Origin of the sequence: Pseudoalteromonas sp. SG45-2 (assembly GCF_014164115.1) — a bacterium.
GTDB lineage: Bacteria > Pseudomonadota > Gammaproteobacteria > Enterobacterales > Alteromonadaceae > Pseudoalteromonas > Pseudoalteromonas distincta.
Genome location: NZ_JACJEO010000014.1, coordinates 70617 through 89720 on the forward strand (window position 1 = coordinate 70617; position 19104 = coordinate 89720).

The following is a 19104-nucleotide window of genomic DNA, read 5'->3' on the forward strand; positions in this document are numbered from 1 at the left end:
TGTAAATAATTTCATATTCATCCTTATTTTTCGAATGAAGAGTTTTTGAGTAACACACTAAATTTGCAGCTCAGCATTAAAAAAATTAATTAGCATTACTGGAATACAAATTGATATAATATAACATACCTTTAATTGTAATTTAGTAAGATTATTAAATGATAAATAAACTGCCCGTCACAGTGTTATCAGGTTTTTTGGGGGCTGGTAAAACCACTGTACTTAGCCATATTCTTAATAACAGACAAGGTAAAAAAGTGGCTGTTATAGTTAACGATATGAGCGATATAAATATCGATGCAGCCACTATTAAAAACGATGTATCGCTCAATCACAGTAACGAAAAGCTCGTTGAAATGAGCAACGGTTGTATTTGCTGCACCCTACGAGAAGACTTACTTGTTGAAGTGGGCAAACTTGCCAAAGATGGGCGTTTTGATTACCTCGTTATTGAATCAACCGGTATTTCTGAGCCATTACCTGTAGCCGAAACCTTCACATTTGCCGATGAAAATGGCGTATCACTGGGTGATATTGCCACCCTTGATACTATGGTAACGGTGGTTGATGCCGTTAACTTTTTAAACGACTACGAACAAGCAAATGATTTACAAGATACTGGCGAATCGTTAGGAAAAGACGACGAGCGAAGCGTAGCCGACCTACTTGTTGACCAAGTTGAATTTGCCGATGTAATCTTAATTAGTAAAACTGATTTAATTACAAACGATGAATTAAATAAACTCACTGCCATTTTAAATACGCTTAATACTCAAGCTAACATTATTGCTATTTCAAACGGCCATATTAATATTAACGAAGTGCTAAACACGGGTTTATTTAATTTTGAACGTGCCCAACAAGCACCGGGGTGGCTTAAAGAAATGCGTGGTGAACATATTCCCGAGACTGAAGAGTATGGAATTAGCAGCTTTAATTACACTGCGCGCCGCCCATTTGACCCAGAAAAGTTTTATAACTTTCTTCATAGCACCGAACAATTTGGCAAACTTATTCGCTCAAAAGGTTATTTTTGGTTAGCAACACGCCCTTTATTTTGCGCGCAGTGGAGCCAAGCAGGCGGTATAGCTCATTACGGATTTGCTAGTATGTTTTTTAAAGCCATCCCCCAAAAAGACTGGCCTACAGAGCCTGAACTGCTTGCTGACATAAATAATAAATGGGTAGAACCCTTTGGTGACATGCGCCAAGAGCTTGTGTTTATTGGTCAATCATTAAATAAACAAGCGATGATTAAAGCGCTTGATGACTGCCTACTACCAGAAGATGCGGTACTTAAGGGTAAGGACTTTTGGAGAACCTATAACGACCCGTTTCCTATTTGGGAGGAAGAGTAATGAATGCCCTAGCCCCAATAACTGCGCAAATAAAGCCTGCGGAACCGCTGTACCGAAAAGCAGCTAAAGAGTGTGACGCCGATGTATTGCCACAAATTTATAACCAAGACACTAACATTGTTATTTGGCAAAGAGACCTTGAGCAAACATTAACAAATGCAGTTAATACTCTCATTAGCGCAAATGCTTTAAAGCCACTAGAACTTGCGGTATCGCCCGATGATGCGTTTGATCAATTAATAAAAACGCTTAAGCCAGAAGATAATAACCGCGATGAAGTTAAAGCGCTGTGTGAAGATATCGCACTGTTGGTTGAAATGTTTTGCTGCCTGTTTGATTTAAAACGCGCCGGTTTAAGGCTAAAAATATTAGATAAACCCATGTGCCCGCGTTTTCATGTAGACAAAATTCCGTGCCGGCTAGTTACTACCTATCAAGGTGTTGCTACGCAGTGGTTAAATCACAGCGATGTAAACCGCTCAAAGCTAGGTACTGGTAATTTAGGTAAACCCGATGAAGAGTCTGGTTTATTTAAAAGCCTAAATAATATTAATCAACTCCAGCAAGGCGATGTTGCCCTGCTTAAAGGCGAGTACTGGGATGAAAACGAAGGTGCAGGGCTTGTACATCGCTCACCCCCGGTGGCTGAAAACGAGCAACGCTTATTACTTACGCTCAATTTTATCTAAAATTTGTTGTGGTGATAAACGCTAAGCTAATGCGCGTTTATCACCCTAGCGATTACTTCGTACAAACCTTGTGTGCTTACAGGTTTAGATACAAAGTCATCCATACCTACACTTAAACAGCGCTGTTTATCATCTTCGTAGGCATTAGCGGTAATTGCAATAATGGGCACATGTGCCTTAGTGTTTACTTCGTTAGCACGTATGGTTTGGGTACATTCGTAACCATCCATATTTGGCATTTGGCAATCCATTAAAATTAAGTCAAAGGTATTACCCTTAAGCACTTTTAACGCTTCAATTCCATCGTTAGCCATTGTAAGTTGTACATGAGTTGGCTCTAACATTTTTGCAATTACTTGGCGGTTTATGGGGTTATCTTCCACTAAGAGTAATTTTTTGCTACCAAGGTTAGGTACTGATTGCGACTGTACTGCGGCTGTGTGCTTTATAAACTCAGCTTTAGGCGCATTAATGTAAAACTTAAGCATGCTGCCTTTACCGGGTTCACTATTTAAAGATATTTCACCCTGCATTTTTTTAATTAACCCTTGGCTAATGGCCAAACCAAGCCCGGTACCACCGTATTTACGTGCAACGCCTACATCAGCTTGTGTAAACTCGCTAAACAATAACGATTGCTGATCTTTTGCTATGCCTATACCGCTATCAGACACACTTACAAATAACTGCTGGCCACTGTAATCAAACGATAAACGTACAAACCCGCGCTCAGTAAACTTATACGCGTTAGATAATAAATTAATAATAACTTGGTTTAAGCGTAAATCATCTACGTTAATACAATCTGGCAAGGTGTTACTGCACTGAACTATAAACTGCACGTCGTCAGAGCTTACAATGGGTGAAAACAACGATTTAATATTTTCGATAAAAGGCGCTAAATTTGTAGGACGCGGGCTAATTTGCATTGCATTAGCCTCAATTTTAGAAAAATCTAAAATATCGTTTAAGATTTTCAATAAGTTTTGAGCACTTTTTTGTTGCGTATCTAAAAGATCTCTTTGCTCGTCGGTTAACGAACTATCACGCAGCAATACCTCACCCATGCCCAAAATACCGTTCATTGGGGTGCGTAGTTCATGACTCATATTTGCTAAAAACTGCGATTTAGCCACATTAGCTAAATTAGCACGCTCTACTGCTTGCTTAAGCTTGTTAGTTTGCTCAGCAACTTGTTTTTCTAGCTGCTGGTTAAACTCACTGAGTTGTTTGTTTAGGTCTTGGTTTTTTATATTTGAAGCTTGCAGGTTTTCTATTGAATGCTGCAGCGCAGTGGCTAGCATTTCAAACTGCTGTTGTAGTTGCAATACTTCTTGCCAACTTGAATCTGTATTAAAAGTATGTTTTTTTGATTTATTAAAGCTTTGCATTAAATTAGTTAAACCACTAATTGGCTGCACTAATAAGTTTGCAAGTTGGCGTACAAACAGCACCACCATAATAATTAGCATAGCGCCTAGCAAGATACTTGGCAGCCATGCTTTGGCTACAGCCATACTCAAATGTTTACGATTATAAAAAGTGATTACTTGCCATTTGCTCTGCGGATTAACATATCTAGAACTATGGTAAACCTCATTATTATTGGAGCGAAATAAATTTTTATCGCCCATATTACGCGCATTAAAACCATCTTCGTTAAAGTCGGTTAATATTTTAAACTGCTCAAGCGAACTAAAAACCACTTTTTGTTTATCATCCAGTACAACTAACTCGCCAGTATTTTCAAATAAATTAGGAATAAACTGCTCTAATCGTCCAAGCTTTAACGACCCCTCTACTACGCCGAAAAACTCACCATCACGATAAATAGGTGCCGACAGCGCAACAATGGCTTCATTGCCAAGCCCTCGCCCTTGAAACACACCACCGCTATAACCGAGAGGATATTGCTTAGCCTGATTAAAGTACTCGCGATCATTGATATTACGCTGCGCCTTAGTTAACCCCGCTATAAGGTTATTAGGCGACGTTATTTCGACGTAGCCGCTAGGGTTTGCATACAAGCTTGTAGCAAACCCTGGAAATAGATTCATTAGCCTTTTTAACTGCTGCTCACTATCTGTGCCCGCGCTTATGGCGTCGCTACTCATTACAATGGCATTTTTATGAAACGTTAAATAATCACTTAATTGAGTGCTTATATATTTGGCTTTTTCTTCAAGCTGGGCGTCTACCTCATACTCTAACCGAGAGTGGTGATCGTTCACTAAAATTACACTGGTAAGCAGTATAACCAATATAATAATAACGCTTACAACATAGCTAAGAATGCGAGCAAGAGGCCTGCCCTGATAGGCATGGCTGGCGTGGGGTACAAATACACTAAATAAATCAACTAAAGCTAAGCTAATTAACGCATTTATGAGGTACTTTGATATTGCAACAACTAGCGTTAACCATGGCAGACCAATAAGAAACTGCCCTATTCCCCAAATTATAGGTAAACCAACTAACAGCCAAAAAACAGTACCAAGAGGGAGTATGGGTTTAGAGCGGCGTAAACAAAAAGTGTAAAGCCAAAAAAGCTCGAGTAAATAAACAATACTCGGCCAGCAATGCCCCCACCTATAAAGTAAAAAGCCAGATACGATCGCAAGGCTTAAGCACGCATAACGCAGCCCAATAAACACTAAGCTACATAATACAAATACTTGCCCAAATAAAAACTCAGAACTGTCGAAAAAATATAACGGCGAGAGGTTAACTAAACCCCCTAGCAACCCTAATAAAACAGCGAGTGTCCACTTACTTCTTTGAGGCATTACTTCAACCCTAGAGTACTTTGTTAACACGCAGTGTTAAATTAATATAATTGCTACATTATTGCGTACAAGTTAAAAGTTGTCTAGCGAGAAAAGGAGCTGGAAACTATTAGGTATTATGGATTAATTTAGTGAAAAAATATAAAAATTAAGGAGTTAGCGATATACACCCAATGTTGCTTGAAGTATAAGTTGGCATAACCAAACTCGGTTTTATTGCTCCACAGCGACAAAAGTGAAGCGTAAGTTGACATAGAGTTGAATCATAAAATGACATAAAGTGACTGGTTTCTTAAATTAAAAGCTCCTGATACCAAAGCCAGTTTTTTAATGCTAAAAAATTCCGATTAATTTAGTAGAAATAGATATTTCTCATTAAGACTTAAACACTGCTAAGTTTCAATTTTTGATGGTGAAGAAAATGATTGGATAAATTTTATGGGATATCTATGTCGATGACATGACGTACCGATTCGCAACGAACGATTATATTAGCACATCAAGAATAGTGGAAATATCACCTCAGAACCAGCTAATCAAAACAGTCAGTGGTAGCCTTTATCAAGTTATTGGAAAAGGCAAAAAGCCGAAGTGCAAATGTGAGTGAGCCATTTAACAATTTGGTTAATACTAAATTATGTCATCTTATGCTTCTGGTTTATGCAATCTTTTAGTACAAATATGTCAACTTATACTTCAAACAACACCCAAATGAGGAATTTGGGTGGCAGTCTTACCAGCCACATCTCGGCACACACGTCACAAACTGTGGCTGCTCCCTTCCGGGCCTGACCAGGTTCGCCTGCTAGTGTTGCGAGAGGACCAATAAGACTACCATTGAGGGCCTTGGTTGGCGCGGGAAGGATTATCTCTACTTTTGCTCTGTTATTCAAGGGATAATCTAAAAAGAAAGTGCGATTGCATACTTCATATACAATCGCGACGTATTTAGCTGTTTTAGTGCGTATTAATTGTTCTCTAACTGCGCTTTTATATCACGAAGTGCTGCTTTTACTTTTTTCATGTTTTCTGGACCCATACGTAAAAGCTGTTTTTGCGCAGCAGGTAATTGCTCCCACTCCGAAAACGCATACTGATACGTCACTGAATCGCGAAGTAACGGCAAGTCACCTTCAGGCTCTGGCGTATCAAGTAATAAATCGATTGCATCGGTTAGCGTTTGATTAAACTCATCATCTCCATAACCAATTTCACTGTATGCATTATTTATAAGTGGCTTGTACTCTTCGTACATGCGAACGGCTTGCGCTGCACTCATACTGGTAAATATTTTCACATACGGGGTATAACGCTCGTAGCTGTTAGGGTTAATTGTGAGGATATCCCCTTCATTAACGCTAAATTTCTCTTCTGGCTGTACAACAGGCGTGTGCTTTTTAGCTACCTTACCTTTAGCTAGGTTATCTACAAATACAACACCACGGCGAATTACATCGTCGGTCACCATTAGGCTCATTACTGAGTCGCTTAGGTACTCATCCATTTTAGCAACCACAACTGCATCACTTTCGTTAAGTGTTGGTAGTGGCTCTACTTCAGGCTCCGGCTCGCTCGGGCTTTGTACTGGTACTTCAAGCTCGGCTGGTTTTTCTGGCATTACAGATGGCGCGTCTACCACTGGGTCGTTCTCGGGTTTAAGCTCCATCATAGGTTGCTCTTTAACTGCGGGCTCTACCTCAGTGCGTGTTTCTTGCTCGTCACTTGGTGTGAGCAATACGAAGGCGGCCGCACATGCTACGACTATTAAAATAATAACGGCGAAAAGAATATTGTTATTAGGTGGACGTTTTTGAACATCTGATGCTTCTGGTTTATCTGACATACGAACTCCATAAAAATTAAAATGCGATATCACTTAGAGTACGCTAAGTGGATTAAATTCATTCTTACACAAATACTATGACATTTTATAATACGGCAATTATAGCAAAGTAAGTTACCTACTAAATTGGGTGATTAAATAATGTAATAAGCATTAGGGCAGTTATCCTTTGATTCTTCTAGCTTAAAGACTTACAGTTAATAAATAAAGTAAAGACGTAGAACAGTTTAACCACCAATATGAAAATCAAGCAAGTTGATCCACAAAAACCTAAAACTGCCTTATTACTTACAGGTGGTGGCGCACGAGCTGCTTATCAAGTCGGTGTGCTAAAAGCGCTAGCTCATAGTATGCCTCGTACTGCTCCATTGCCATTTAGAGTAATAAATGGCACCTCCGCTGGCGCTATTAACTCTGCTGCATTGGCATGTTACGCTTCTTGTGCGCATTTGGCTGTACGAAAGCTCGAATCAGTTTGGAAAAACTTTTCAACCTCTATGGTCTATAAAAGTGACTTTTTAAGCGTGTTTGGTCATATTGCTCGCAATATCTTAACGAGCTTTCAGTCAGAGCATATTAACCACCCACCAGCGAGCTTACTAAATAACCGCCCTCTGCGTAGTTTATTAAACGAGATTTTAGATTTACACCGCATTGAGCGCAATTTACACCGTAATTATTTAGATGCGCTGTCTATTACAGCCTCAAGTTATACAACGGGTGACTCGGTTGCATTTTTTCAATCTAATACGCAAACATCGTGGCAACGTGCTAAACGCGAAGGCCGCGCAACTCGTATTAATGTTGAGCACTTAATGGCATCAAGTGCCATTCCTATGGTGTTTCCAAGTGTAAATATTTATAACCATTACTTTGGTGATGGCTCTATACATCAACTTTCTCCGCTGAGTCCGTCGATTCATTTAGGCGCTGAAAAAATATTTATTATTGGGGTCGATCAACCTAAAGAATTACACCCGCCGGGTTATTCGCCACATTATCCTGGACTCTCTGCTGTTGCGGGGCATTTACTAGACAGTGTATTTACCGACACTATGCAATCGGATTTAGAGCGTTTGGCTCGTGTTAACCGAACATTAGGGCTATTACCCGCGCGTGACAAACATCAAGAACTTAAACAAATAGATACCTTTGTAATTAACCCATCGCAAAACTTTAATGCTATTGCAGCGCAGTATTACGACGATATGCCTTGGGCTATTAAAGTATTGCTACGTACCATAGGTGTTAAAAAACATTCGCAATCGAGCTTAACCAGTTATCTATTGTTTGAAAAACGCTACACCCAGCATTTAATGCAAATTGGTTATGAAGACGGTATGAAAAAATTACCGGAGATACGCAAGTTTTTAGAACTAGATTAAGCTCAAACAGAAACGTTATTCTATTCCGTCGAGCAGGTAGTGCTCTACCCGCTCAACACGCCTTGGTTTACCTTGTAACACTAAAACGTCATTAGCCAATAAGGTTGTTTGTGCTGATGGCGTGTCTATTTCGGCTCCTTCTCTGCGCAGCGCTTTTACCAGTACCCGACGCTTTTCTAAATTTAGATTTTCGATTGTTTTATTAACTGCATAAGCTTTATCAGGCAGAGCAACCACATGTAAGTACTCTAACCGGTCACTTGATGTATCTTCGTTATCTTTAAAATAGCCTGCATAAAAGCTTTGCATTAACGGATAACGATTACGACGCTCTTTACTTACTCTTCGCACAATACGCGTCATCGGTACGCCCGACATAGACAACACATGCGACACGAGCATTAAGCTTGCCTCTAACGACTCAGGTACTACTTCGGTTACACCTAGCTCTTTTAAATAATCTAGCTGGCTATCGTCACGGGTACGAATGAGTATTTTAACATTGGGTGCTATTTGCTTTATGGCATCAATAACAACCTGTGCATGATCAAACTCTGTAAAAGTAATAATAACCAAGCGAGCTCGCTCTACTCCTGCGCACTTTAAAATATCTTTTTGTTTAACATAGCCAAATATGACAGGCTCACCCGCCGCTTTGCCTTCTTGTACTAAAATTGGGTTACTTTCAATCGCAACATAGTCTATTGCTTCGGGCTTTAAAAAACGCGCTATAGTTTGCCCAACTCGCGAAAAACCACAAATAACAACATGGTCACTATAAAGCGTACTACTTTGTGGCTCACTCTCGAGCGCCAAACTTGGGCGATCGAGTATGCCTAAACGCTTTAAAATAAATGGCGTTTTATCAATCAAAAATGGGGTAAATGCCATTGAAAGCACACCAAGGGCAATTAAAAATGAAGCTTGCTCTGAATTTAATAATTGATGCTGGCCAGCAAGTGCAATAAGTACAAAGCCAAACTCCCCCATTTGCCACAGCATAATGCCACAGGCGAGTGAATCTTGGTTTCGCTCATGCATTAGCCGCGCGCTAAAGGCTACCACTGCAATTTTTAACACCAGTAAACCCAGCAAGGCGCCAATAATTATTACGATATGCCCCAGTACAAATAAAATATCCAGCTGCATACCTACAGTAACAAAAAATAGCCCCATTAAAATATCGCGAAATGGGCGTATATCGGCCTCTAACTGATGCCTGTAATGGCTCTCACCTAACATCATTCCGGCTAAAAAAGCACCTAGCGCCATAGACAAGCCAAACATATACGTTAAAAAGCCTGCAAACAACGCGACTAATATGGTGGTAAGTACAAATAACTCATCGGTTCGTACTTGCGCTATTTCTTTAAACACAATGGGCAATACCCATTTACCAATTGCCCAAAGAAGCACACATACAAATGCGCCTTTACTTAGGGCAAACGCTAAAGCCCAGCCAATACTTTGAGAGTCACTTGATGCAAATAAAGGAAGTATTATTAATAGAGGAACAACTGCAATATCTTGAAAAAGCAGTACACCAACGGCTAATTGCCCACGGCGCTGATTGAGCTCCCCCGTTTCTTTTAATAGCTTAACAACCACAGCGGTTGAAGAAAGTGCCATAATTGTGCCGATGGTAAAACTGGTGAGTAATGAAAAGTTTAAGCAATATAGAATAATAATGAAGAGTAAACTGGTTATACCTACTTGTAATGAGCCCAAACCAAATACTAGGTTGCGCATTGCCATTAGCCGAGAAATAGAAAATTCTAGCCCTAAACTAAATAACAAAAACACAATACCCAGTTCAGCTACAAACTCTATTTCGTGAGATTGTGCAAGCCAGCCAATACCATGACTACCGGCTAAAACCCCCGTTGCTAGGTACGCTAAAATAGGCGGCAAGCCAATGCGCTTAAAAAACCACACAAAAAGAACTGCCGCGACTAATAAGCCAAAAATTTGAGCATTAATACTTTGCAAATGCAGCCTCGCGTTTAAATTAAACTAGTAGCTTGTAAGTAAATATAACAACCATATGTTTTTCATGCAATTTTAAAATATGGCACAAAAATAGCTTGGTTATTGCAAAGTAACACCCTCGGGGGAGAATTTAATGGAAAACGTCCATATTTTGACGCAGCGTGTGTCTGGTCGCGGTGATTTTTTGCCGTTTTCGGCTGAACAATCACCTACAAATGAAATAACTGAAACGCATGAACTCGTCGCAGAGCTACAAACAAGCTTAGTGATCGAGGATGTTCTGGCTATTTACGCTAAATTTGCAAAACAATTGCTCAATTTTTCTGGATTGCAGTTTCAATCAACTTTAGGTACTGCTCAAACATCACAAAGTGATACAAATAGTACACCCTATATTTTTGATTTAGCGATTAATAAAGACCACTTAGGGCAGCTAATTTATTTTAGTAAATTCCCACTTGGTCACGCAATTGAGAAAAAATTACATACATTACATAGTGCGCTGGTTTATCCACTTCGTAATGCGATGATGTATAGCCGCGTACTAAAGCTTGCCACAAAGGATGCGTTAACCGGTTTAAATAATCGTAGTCAATTTAATGACTTTTTACTTCAAAAGCTTGAAAACTGTCGCCGTTATCAACGCCCATTTAGTTTAATGTTGCTTGATTTAGATAACTTTAAACAAGTTAACGACAACTTCGGCCATAAAATTGGTGACGATACACTTAAAGAATTTTCAAAAGTACTGTGTAGCAGTATACGCGGCACTGATTCGGTATTTAGATTTGGTGGTGATGAGTTTGCTTTACTTATTGAAGACCCTGAGTTTACAACTAATAAAGTGATTGCTGAGCGTATAATGTGCTTAGTAAGAAAATCGCCATTAATGTCTAAGTATAAAGTAACAACCAGTATTGGCTTTACTTTAGCTAACAGCCAAGATTGCGAAACTGAGATATTTGCTCGAGCCGATAAAGGTTTATACAAAGCAAAGGCATCAGGTAGAAACTGCGCAAAAGCATATTAGCCTTTACTTAACTGCATTAAATAAAAAAGCCTAGCTTCCCCCGCTAGGCTTTGCACTTACCAATTTATAAATAAACAACGCAGCACAGAATCCAAAAAAGAATCCGCTAATTAAATTAAGTAATGCGTTAATAGTCGCAAGCGGTGTAAATAATACTAAAAGCAGTGGCAGACTCACGCCTAAAATAAAAAACAATCCACCTTTACCTAACCAATAAGCTAATAAAAGTACTGCAGATGCAATCCCACCAGCGACTGCATAACCTAACGTAACTATATTTAACTCAAGTAAAACATTAGCGATAACAGCTATAAGCGCTGTTATTAGCATACCCATTGGCGCTTTTTTTACTAACGATAAGCCAACATGCGGCTGTTTACTCATTTATTTACACTCCCAAAAAATACCATTTTCATCAACATGCTTAGCGCTTATAAAACAACCAACCACTTGAACTAATTCATCATTATAAAAAATAAGTGGCACACTGGCGCGTAGCCACGGCGCTATTTTTGCATCTTTAAACCAATGCTTAACTGTATTACTACCAGGCTTTTTAAGTGGTTTAATACGTGCGCTATTGCAATTAAAGCGCACTATTACTTGCTCATTTGAGTGTGGAGGTCTTACTCCAAAACCAATGCTTTTAATTAATAAGCGCCCGTCTGCAAGTTTTAGCTGCGAATGATTTAGCTCAATATCTGTTAATACTTCACTTGGTGTTACAAAATACAAATAACCTTGATGACGACGTATTTGCCCATAGAGCAAATCAATACGCATTTGCGCGTCGTTTTTTGCGCACATTGCTTGATTAATAATTTGCTCAAGCTGCTTTTGCGATGGCATGACCTGTGTAAATAATGTAAGCCACGCACGTACTATATTTGCAATACGCGCTAAGCTGTATTCGCTTATTTGGCTAATGCACAGTGCTTGGTGCTCGTTAATACACTTATTTAAATCAAGCTGAGTGTACTCATCAAGTAGTGTTTGCTGTTGTTGTAGTAGCTCAATACTTCGTGCTGTACATTGTTCAAACCCAGTAAAACGCTCGGCTAACACAGGTACTATTTTTGAGCGTAAAAAGTTACGGTCAAAACTTTCATCTGTATTTGAGTCATCAGTTATGTGGTTAATACTAAAGCGCGCCGCAAACGCTTCTATATCGCTTCGCTTTACGTTTAACAATGGCCTAAAACATACACGGCCACTTTGCAGCAAACGCACTTGGTGCATGGCGCCAAGCCCTTTTAAACCCGAGCCACGCTTTAAGCGCAGTAAAAACGTTTCTACTTGGTCGTTTAAATGTTGGCCCAATAAAACAATGCTGCCTTGTGGGCTTAGCTCATCAAGTGCTTTGTAACGTGCATCGCGAGCTTGGGCTTCAAGGCTCGTACGCGACTGCTGCTCAATTACAACTTTTGCGACTTTAAAAGGCACATCAAGCTCAATACATACATTTTTGCAAAAGCGTTGCCAGTCATCGGCATACTGGCTCAAGCCATGGTGAACATAAATAGCCGATACATCAATTGCAGGGTTATCGGCTCTTAAAGCACGCATTAAATGCAGCAACACCACAGAATCAACACCACCAGAAAGCGCCACAGTAAAAACAGTGTTACCTTGCTCAATATAGCTATTTAGTGATTTTTTTAATTGCTGATAAATTGCTGTTGTATGCATATGGCCGCACTTTTATATAAAAACTCTGAACATTTTAAAGCAAAAAAGCCGCATAAGCGGCTTTTTTTAACAATTAATGTGTTTAGCAATAACCAAACGACATTAAACGTTTGTAACGTTGATCAAGCATTTCTTCAAGCGTAAGTGCTTGTAAGTCTGCTAGGTCACGCTTAAGGCGTACTTTTAAGTTACGTGCCATAGCATCGTAATTACGATGTGCACCACCTAGTGGCTCATCAACTAAGTTGTTGATTAAGTCTAGCTCTTTAACGCGCTCTGCAGTTACACCCATTGCTTCTGCTGCAAGCGGTGCTTTGTCAGCGCTTTTCCAAAGAATAGACGCACAACCTTCAGGCGAAATTACAGAATAAGTGCTGTACTGCAACATGTTAACTCTGTCGCCAACACCAATCGCTAATGCACCACCTGAACCGCCTTCACCAATAACTGTACATATTGTCGGCACTTTAAGTGACGCCATTACTTTTAAGTTACGTGCGATTGCTTCAGATTGACCACGTTCTTCAGCGCCAACACCTGGGTATGCACCTGGTGTGTCAATAAAGGTCATGATTGGCATTTTAAAACGCTCAGCCATTTCCATTAAGCGTAATGCTTTACGGTAACCTTCTGGCTTTGGCATACCAAAGTTGCGTTTAATTTTTTCAGCAGTATCACGACCTTTTTGTTGGCCAATAACCATTACCGGTTCGCCATCTAAACGCGCAATGCCACCTAAAATAGCTGGATCGTTAGCAAAAGTACGATCGCCAGCAAACTCGTCAAATTCCGTGAAAATGCGCTCGATATAATCTCGAGTGTAAGGACGCAACGGATGACGTGCTAACTGTGATACTTGCCAAGCGCCTAAATTAGAAAAAATCTCCTGTTTTTGTTTGGCACTTTTTTCTTTTAATTTGCTGACTTCCTCTTCTAACTCAAGGTCTAATTCGCCAGCGCGGCTGATACTTTGTAATTCTTCAATTTTTGCTTCTAATTCTGCAATTGGAAGCTCAAAATCAAGATAATTGAGGCTCATGCTCTAAACTACCTAATTAGTTAAATTCTAGTTCTACATCTTGCGCAGCCATTAGTGATAACTTATGGATTAAGTCGTCACTTGGCGTAACACACCATTCGATCCCAAGAGTTAATTGCGCCAACGCATCTGGACGTTGGTAATAAACCTTGATCGGACACGTTCCCATTTTATAGGGTTCGAGTACTTTTTGTAATTTATCGAAGAAACCTGCCTCGATTTGCACCATGTTCAGCGTCATTTTAATCGCTTTAATACGCTTTTCACGCGCTTGAGCAATGGTGTTTATTTCTCTGGCGGTCATTGTAATACCACCGGAGAAGTTATCAAAGCTGACCTGTCCAGATATTACCAAGATATTGTTAACTTGGAGCATATCTTGGTACTTTTCAAACTCGTCTGAATACAAGCGTACATCAATCCGTGCACTCTTGTCATCTAAAGTTACTAAGGCCCAACGATTTCCTTTTTTATTAATTAATACTCTAGAAGCAATAACTAAACCAGCTGCCGTTGCAAACACATCACGATTAGTTGGCTGTAAATCAACTATTTTTCCGCTAGTGTAATGCCTAAGCTCACGGCGGTACTGATTTATTGGATGCCCAGTTAAATAAAGGCCTAGCGTCTCTTTTTCGCCATCTAACCACTCGTTATCAGTAAGCCCTGTGGCTTTAATAAAAGCTTGTTCAACTTCATCAGGCTCAGTGGCTAATAAACCAAATAAGTCACTTTGTCCTAATTGCTCAGCTTTGTTGTGTTGATCGGCCGCACGCATAGCATCTTTTAAACTGGCTAGTAATGTAGCACGCCCAGATTGGGTTTTCTCTGGTCCTAATTGATCCAAAGCACCTGCGTAAATTAATTTTTCAGTAACACGTTTATTTAAGCGTTTTAAATCAACACGGGCACAAAAATCAAATAAATCTTTAAATGGGCCGCCTTTTGCACGCGCTTCTAAAATTGCTTCAACCGGAGCCTCACCTACGCCTTTTATCGCGCCAATGCCGTAAACAATTTCACCTTCAAGGTTTACTGTAAACTTAAACTCACCTGCATTTACGTCTGGTGGTAATAAGGTGAGCTTCATGTTTTCACATTCATCCACCAAAATAACTATTTTGTCGGTGTTATCCATATCGGCCGACATTACAGCAGCCATAAACTCTGCAGGATGATGCGTTTTCATCCACAATGTTTGATACGATACGAGTGCGTAAGCTGCTGAGTGAGATTTGTTAAAACCGTAACCTGCGAACTTTTCTACCAAGTCGAAGATTTTTATCGCAAGCTCGCCGTCAATGCCGTTATTTCTTGCGCCATCTTCAAATGTTGAACGCTGCTTTGCCATTTCTTCGGGTTTTTTCTTACCCATTGCACGACGCAGCATGTCGGCGCCACCTAGCGTGTAACCTGCTAGTACTTGCGCAATTTGCATTACTTGTTCTTGATACAAAATAATGCCGTAAGTTGGATCAAGTATTGGTTTTAAGCTTTCGTGCTGATACTGCGCATCTGGGTATGAGATTTCTTCTCGGCCCAGTTTTCGGTCGATAAAGTTATCTACCATGCCTGATTGCAGTGGACCTGGTCGGAACAAGGCCACAAGTGCAATCATATCTTCAAAGCAGTCGGGCTTAAGGCGGCGTACTAAGTCTTTCATACCACGCGACTCTAGCTGGAATACAGCGGTCGTTTCGGCGCGAAGTAACAACTCAATACTTTTTTTATCATCCAGTGGAATGGTGTTTATATCAACGGGGTCTTTACCTTGGCGTTTCATGCGCACATTGGTCATATCGACCGCCCACTGCAATATAGTCAGTGTACGTAAACCCAAGAAATCGAACTTAACTAAGCCGGCTGTTTCTACATCGTTTTTATCAAACTGTGTTACTGGAAACTTACCTTCGTCATCGCAATAAAGCGCAGCGAAGTCGGTAATAGTGGTTGGCGATATTACTACGCCACCCGCATGTTTACCGGCATTACGTGTACACCCTTCAAGGATGCGACACATGTCGATTAAGTCTTTTACCTCATTGTCGCCATCGTAGGCTTCTTGCAAGCGCGGTTCTACATCAAACGCTTTGGCAAGTGTCATACCGGGGTCACCCGGAATCAATTTTGAAATTCGATCAACAAACCCGTAAGGATGGCCAAGCACTCGCCCTACATCACGTATTACCGCTTTTGCAGCCATGGTACCAAAGGTAATAATTTGCGAAACCGCATCCCGACCATACAAAGCCGACACGTGATCAATTACTTCGTCTCGTCTATCCATACAAAAATCGACGTCGAAATCGGGCATTGATACACGTTCAGGGTTTAAGAATCGCTCAAAGAGTAAGTCAAACTCAAGTGGATCAAGGTCGGTAATTTTAAGCGCGTACGCAACTAACGAACCCGCACCTGAACCACGACCAGGTCCAACTGGAATATTATTATCTTTACTCCACTGAATAAACTCCATTACGATTAAGAAGTAACCTGGGAATCCCATTTGGTTGATTACACCGAGCTCAATTGCAAGACGCTCATCGTATTCAACACGTTTTACTTTTCTATCTTCTTCGTCGGGGAATAAAAACTGTAGTCGTTCTTCAAGGCCGTCTTGTGACACTTTAACTAAAAAGTCTTCAATTTTAAGCGAGCCGGTTGGGTAATCAGGTAAAAAGTAAGTACCTAATTGCACAGTTACATTACAACGCTTAGCGATTTCTACGGTATTTTGTAGGGCTTCTGGAATATCGCTAAACAACTCAGCCATTTGCTCAGGTGTTTTTAGATATTGTTCTTCAGAGAACCGTTTAGGGCGGCGCTTATCATCGAGCGTGTAACCGTCAAAAATAGCAACACGAATTTCGTGCGCTTCAAAGTTTTCGGGCTTTAAAAACACCACTTCGTTGGTCGCTACAACCGGTAGTTGCTCTTTAGCAGCAAGCTCTACCGCCATGTGCAAGTAATCTTCTTCAAGCGGTCGATTGGTGCGAACAAGCTCTAGGTAGTAGTTATCGCTAAAATGCTGCTTATAAAAACTAACAACCGATTCAATTACAGTCGGATTATTTTTTAATAATGCTTTACCTAAGTCACCGTCTTTAGCGCCTGAGAGAATAATTAAGCCTGCTTTTAGCTCAACTAACCACTCGCGGTCAATCACAGGGCGATGAAATACATGCCCACGCTGATAAGCTTTAGATATCAGCAAGGTAATATTTTTATAGCCGTCGTTGTCTTTGGCTAATATAGTTAAGCGGCTTGGCTCATCAGGAAACTCTGGGCTACGAACCCAAAAGTCAGCACCCACTATAGGTTTAATACCTGCATTATGCGTGGCGCCATAAAAACGCACTAAACCACAAAAGTTCATTTGATCGGTAATTGCAATGGCTGGCATTTGCAGCTCTTGCGCTTTTGCGACGATTGGCTTTGTTTTAGCAAGGCCATCAACCATCGAAAAGTCTGAATGAACTCTTAAATGAACAAAATCAGGAGCAGCCATGCTTAGCCCTCACCATTGGCTTGCGCCAAAACGCGCTGCACAGGTTTAAAGCTTTTACGATGCTCGTCAATTGCACCGTACTGTTCAAGCGCTGCAAAGTGCGCTTTAGTGGGATACCCTTTGTGCCCTGCAAAACCATATTCTGGGTGGCGTGCATCAAGTTCAAGCATTTCGTCATCGCGCGCTACTTTAGCTAAAATAGACGCTGCTGAAATTTCGGCCACTAAGCTATCACCTTTAACAACAGCTTGTGCTGGCATAGTGAGTTTTGGCAATCGATTACCATCTATAAATACAAATTCAGGTTGTGTGCTTAATGCCTCTACTGCGCGAGTCATGGCAAGCATCGTTGCGTGTAGAATATTTAACTCATCAATTTCTGTTGGACTGCAGCGTCCATACGCGTAGCACAATGCTTTTTCTTTTATTTCAACTGCAAGTGCTTGGCGTTTTTTATCCGTTAATTTTTTAGAATCTGCTAAACCTGCAATTGGTTTAGTGGGATCTAAAATGACGGCGGCAGTGACTACATCACCAACAAGCGGGCCGCGCCCTACTTCATCTACACCAGCAATTAAGGATACATTGGGTCTATCAATTTGCATTTATTAACTCCGCCACAGCATTGGCTGCTTGTTCACTGGCATTTAATCTAATTTTTTCGTGAATAGCTAAAAAGCGTGCTTTTAGCTCTTTGTTATCTGTGTTGAGCATAGGGGTAAGTGCGTTTGTTAAGTTAGTCACATTACACTCGGTTTGTAAAAACTCAGGCACAAGCTCTTCGTCGGCTAATAAATTAGGCAGCGAAAAGTACTTAATATTAAACGTAAATAAAGTTTTAAAAATCCAATAGCTCAAAGGCTTTATTTTATAGCCCACAACCATTGGTTTTTTATAAAGCATACCTTCAAGTGTTGCTGTGCCCGAGGCTAATAAAATAGCATCAGCAGCTTGCATCGCTAATTTTGATTGCCCATCAAGCAGGTTAACATTAAGGTTTGGTGCGGTAGCGTTTAATATATCACTAAACTGCGCTTTGCGTTTTTCGTTAACCAACGGCACCACAATTTTAAGATTGGGGTTTTTAGCTTGCAACTGCGCGGCTGTTTTAATGTAAGTCTCGCTTAGCAAACCAACTTCAGAGCCTCGACTACCAGGTAGCAGCGCCAGTACTTTGTCATCAAGGCTTAAGCCGAGTTCTTCTCGTGCTTTAGTATCGTCGTGCTCAAGTGCAATGTCGTCTGCCAAGGTATGCCCCACAAATGTACATGGCACTTGGTGCTTATCGTAGAACTCTTTTTCAAATGGTAATAATGCTAACACTAAGTTAGTGGCTGCACTTATTGTATGAATGCGCTTTTCGCGCCACGCCCAAACAGACGGACTTACATACTGTACGGTTTTAATACCCGCATCTTTAAGTGGCTTTTCTACACGTAAGTTAAAATCCGGTGCATCAATACCTATAAATACATCAGGTGGGTTATCTACAAAATGCTGCACGAGTTGTTTACGTATTTTAAGCAAACGTGGTAAACGCCCTAGCACCTCAACAAGCCCCATAACCGAAAGCTCATCCATGTCGTAAAGTGTTTTACAGCCCTGCGCTTGCATTTTAGGTCCTGCTATTCCTTCAAAAATAGCGTCCGGAAAGTGTTTTTTAAGGGCTTTAATTAAGCCTTCACCTAAAATATCGCCCGACAGTTCACCTGCCACAATACCAATACGTAGTTGTTTTTTATCTTTATTCATTTGATTTTATTTCACAAGTAAACCAGGCGTTCATGC

The 19104-nt window shown here is 40.5% G+C and carries 13 protein-coding genes and 1 other RNA gene; 4 read left to right on the plus strand and 10 right to left on the minus strand.

Annotated elements, in window-relative coordinates:
- The first annotated feature begins 158 nt into the window (after nt 1–158).
- Both zigA and H5116_RS11715 read left to right on the plus strand, forming a co-directional pair.
- Nucleotides 159–1358, plus strand: coding sequence for a zinc metallochaperone GTPase ZigA (gene zigA / locus H5116_RS11710; RefSeq protein ID WP_182716198.1), 1200 nt, complete (start codon nt 159–161; stop codon nt 1356–1358).
- Nucleotides 1358–2047: a DUF1826 domain-containing protein gene (locus H5116_RS11715; protein WP_182716199.1), complete on the plus strand. Its 690-nt coding sequence runs from the start codon at nt 1358–1360 to the stop codon at nt 2045–2047. Before zigA ends, H5116_RS11715 begins: the two co-directional genes overlap by 1 nt.
- 26 nt (nt 2048–2073) lie before the next feature.
- Here H5116_RS11715 and H5116_RS11720 read toward each other — a convergent pair whose 3' ends face one another.
- From H5116_RS11720 to H5116_RS11730, 3 genes are all read right to left on the minus strand, one after another.
- Nucleotides 2074–4833, minus strand: coding sequence for a response regulator (locus H5116_RS11720; RefSeq protein ID WP_182716200.1), 2760 nt, complete (start codon nt 4831–4833; stop codon nt 2074–2076).
- 731 nt (nt 4834–5564) lie between these two features.
- An RNA gene (gene ffs, locus H5116_RS11725) (signal recognition particle sRNA small type) lies at nt 5565–5661 on the minus strand.
- 139 nt (nt 5662–5800) lie between these two features.
- Nucleotides 5801–6676, minus strand: coding sequence for a DUF3014 domain-containing protein (locus tag H5116_RS11730; RefSeq protein ID WP_182716201.1), 876 nt, complete (start codon nt 6674–6676; stop codon nt 5801–5803).
- A 239-nt stretch (nt 6677–6915) separates the two neighbouring features.
- Here H5116_RS11730 and H5116_RS11735 point away from each other — a divergent pair, with 239 nt between their 5' ends.
- Entirely contained in the window at nt 6916–8061 is a 1146-nt protein-coding gene (locus H5116_RS11735; RefSeq protein WP_002958292.1) for a patatin-like phospholipase family protein, read from the plus strand.
- 15 nt (nt 8062–8076) lie between these two features.
- Here the strand turns inward: H5116_RS11735 and H5116_RS11740 are convergent, their stop codons facing one another.
- Nucleotides 8077–10050, minus strand: a complete 1974-nt coding sequence (locus tag H5116_RS11740; protein WP_024596261.1) for a monovalent cation:proton antiporter-2 (CPA2) family protein — start codon at nt 10048–10050, stop codon at nt 8077–8079.
- Nucleotides 10051–10183: 133 nt separating this feature from the next.
- Here H5116_RS11740 and H5116_RS11745 point away from each other — a divergent pair, with 133 nt between their 5' ends.
- Nucleotides 10184–11080 (plus strand): GGDEF domain-containing protein, encoded by an 897-nt coding sequence (locus H5116_RS11745; protein ID WP_182716202.1) that lies wholly within the window; start codon nt 10184–10186, stop codon nt 11078–11080.
- Between the two features lie 30 nt (nt 11081–11110).
- On the opposite strand, the gene H5116_RS11750 is transcribed toward H5116_RS11745, so the two are convergent.
- From H5116_RS11750 to lpxB, 6 genes are all read right to left on the minus strand, one after another.
- Nucleotides 11111–11464: a hypothetical protein gene (locus H5116_RS11750; RefSeq protein ID WP_182716203.1), complete on the minus strand. Its 354-nt coding sequence runs from the start codon at nt 11462–11464 to the stop codon at nt 11111–11113.
- Nucleotides 11465–12769, minus strand: a complete 1305-nt coding sequence (tilS, locus tag H5116_RS11755) for a tRNA lysidine(34) synthetase TilS (protein WP_182716204.1) — start codon at nt 12767–12769, stop codon at nt 11465–11467.
- A gap of 82 nt (nt 12770–12851) precedes the next feature.
- Entirely contained in the window at nt 12852–13808 is a 957-nt protein-coding gene (gene accA / locus H5116_RS11760) for an acetyl-CoA carboxylase carboxyl transferase subunit alpha (RefSeq protein ID WP_002958297.1), read from the minus strand.
- 16 nt (nt 13809–13824) lie between these two features.
- The gene (gene dnaE, locus H5116_RS11765) at nt 13825–17316 is read right to left on the minus strand and encodes a DNA polymerase III subunit alpha (RefSeq protein WP_138488763.1); all 3492 of its coding nucleotides are present in this window, start codon (nt 17314–17316) and stop codon (nt 13825–13827) included.
- A 2-nt stretch (nt 17317–17318) separates the two neighbouring features.
- Nucleotides 17319–17921: a ribonuclease HII gene (rnhB, locus tag H5116_RS11770; protein ID WP_165723758.1), complete on the minus strand. Its 603-nt coding sequence runs from the start codon at nt 17919–17921 to the stop codon at nt 17319–17321.
- On the minus strand, nt 17911–19068 hold the full coding sequence (gene lpxB / locus H5116_RS11775; RefSeq protein WP_182716205.1) for a lipid-A-disaccharide synthase: 1158 nt from the start codon (nt 19066–19068) through the stop codon (nt 17911–17913). Before lpxB ends, rnhB begins: the two co-directional genes overlap by 11 nt.
- Nucleotides 19069–19104: the final 36 nt, after the last annotated feature.

Bases quoted from the DNA above. Each gene is read 5' to 3' on its own strand.
- zigA (WP_182716198.1), top strand. From the start codon at position 159: ATGATAAATAAACTGCCCGTCACAGTGTTATCAGGTTTTTTGGGGGCT.
- H5116_RS11715 (WP_182716199.1), top strand. From the start codon at position 1,358: ATGAATGCCCTAGCCCCAATAACTGCGCAAATAAAGCCTGCGGAACCG.
- H5116_RS11720 (WP_182716200.1), bottom strand. From the start codon at position 4,833: ATGCCTCAAAGAAGTAAGTGGACACTCGCTGTTTTATTAGGGTTGCTA.
- H5116_RS11730 (WP_182716201.1), bottom strand. From the start codon at position 6,676: ATGTCAGATAAACCAGAAGCATCAGATGTTCAAAAACGTCCACCTAAT.
- H5116_RS11735 (WP_002958292.1), top strand. From the start codon at position 6,916: ATGAAAATCAAGCAAGTTGATCCACAAAAACCTAAAACTGCCTTATTA.
- H5116_RS11745 (WP_182716202.1), top strand. From the start codon at position 10,184: ATGGAAAACGTCCATATTTTGACGCAGCGTGTGTCTGGTCGCGGTGAT.
- H5116_RS11750 (WP_182716203.1), bottom strand. From the start codon at position 11,464: ATGAGTAAACAGCCGCATGTTGGCTTATCGTTAGTAAAAAAAGCGCCA.
- tilS (WP_182716204.1), bottom strand. From the start codon at position 12,769: ATGCATACAACAGCAATTTATCAGCAATTAAAAAAATCACTAAATAGC.
- accA (WP_002958297.1), bottom strand. From the start codon at position 13,808: ATGAGCCTCAATTATCTTGATTTTGAGCTTCCAATTGCAGAATTAGAA.
- dnaE (WP_138488763.1), bottom strand. From the start codon at position 17,316: ATGGCTGCTCCTGATTTTGTTCATTTAAGAGTTCATTCAGACTTTTCG.
- rnhB (WP_165723758.1), bottom strand. From the start codon at position 17,921: ATGCAAATTGATAGACCCAATGTATCCTTAATTGCTGGTGTAGATGAA.
- lpxB (WP_182716205.1), bottom strand. From the start codon at position 19,068: ATGAATAAAGATAAAAAACAACTACGTATTGGTATTGTGGCAGGTGAA.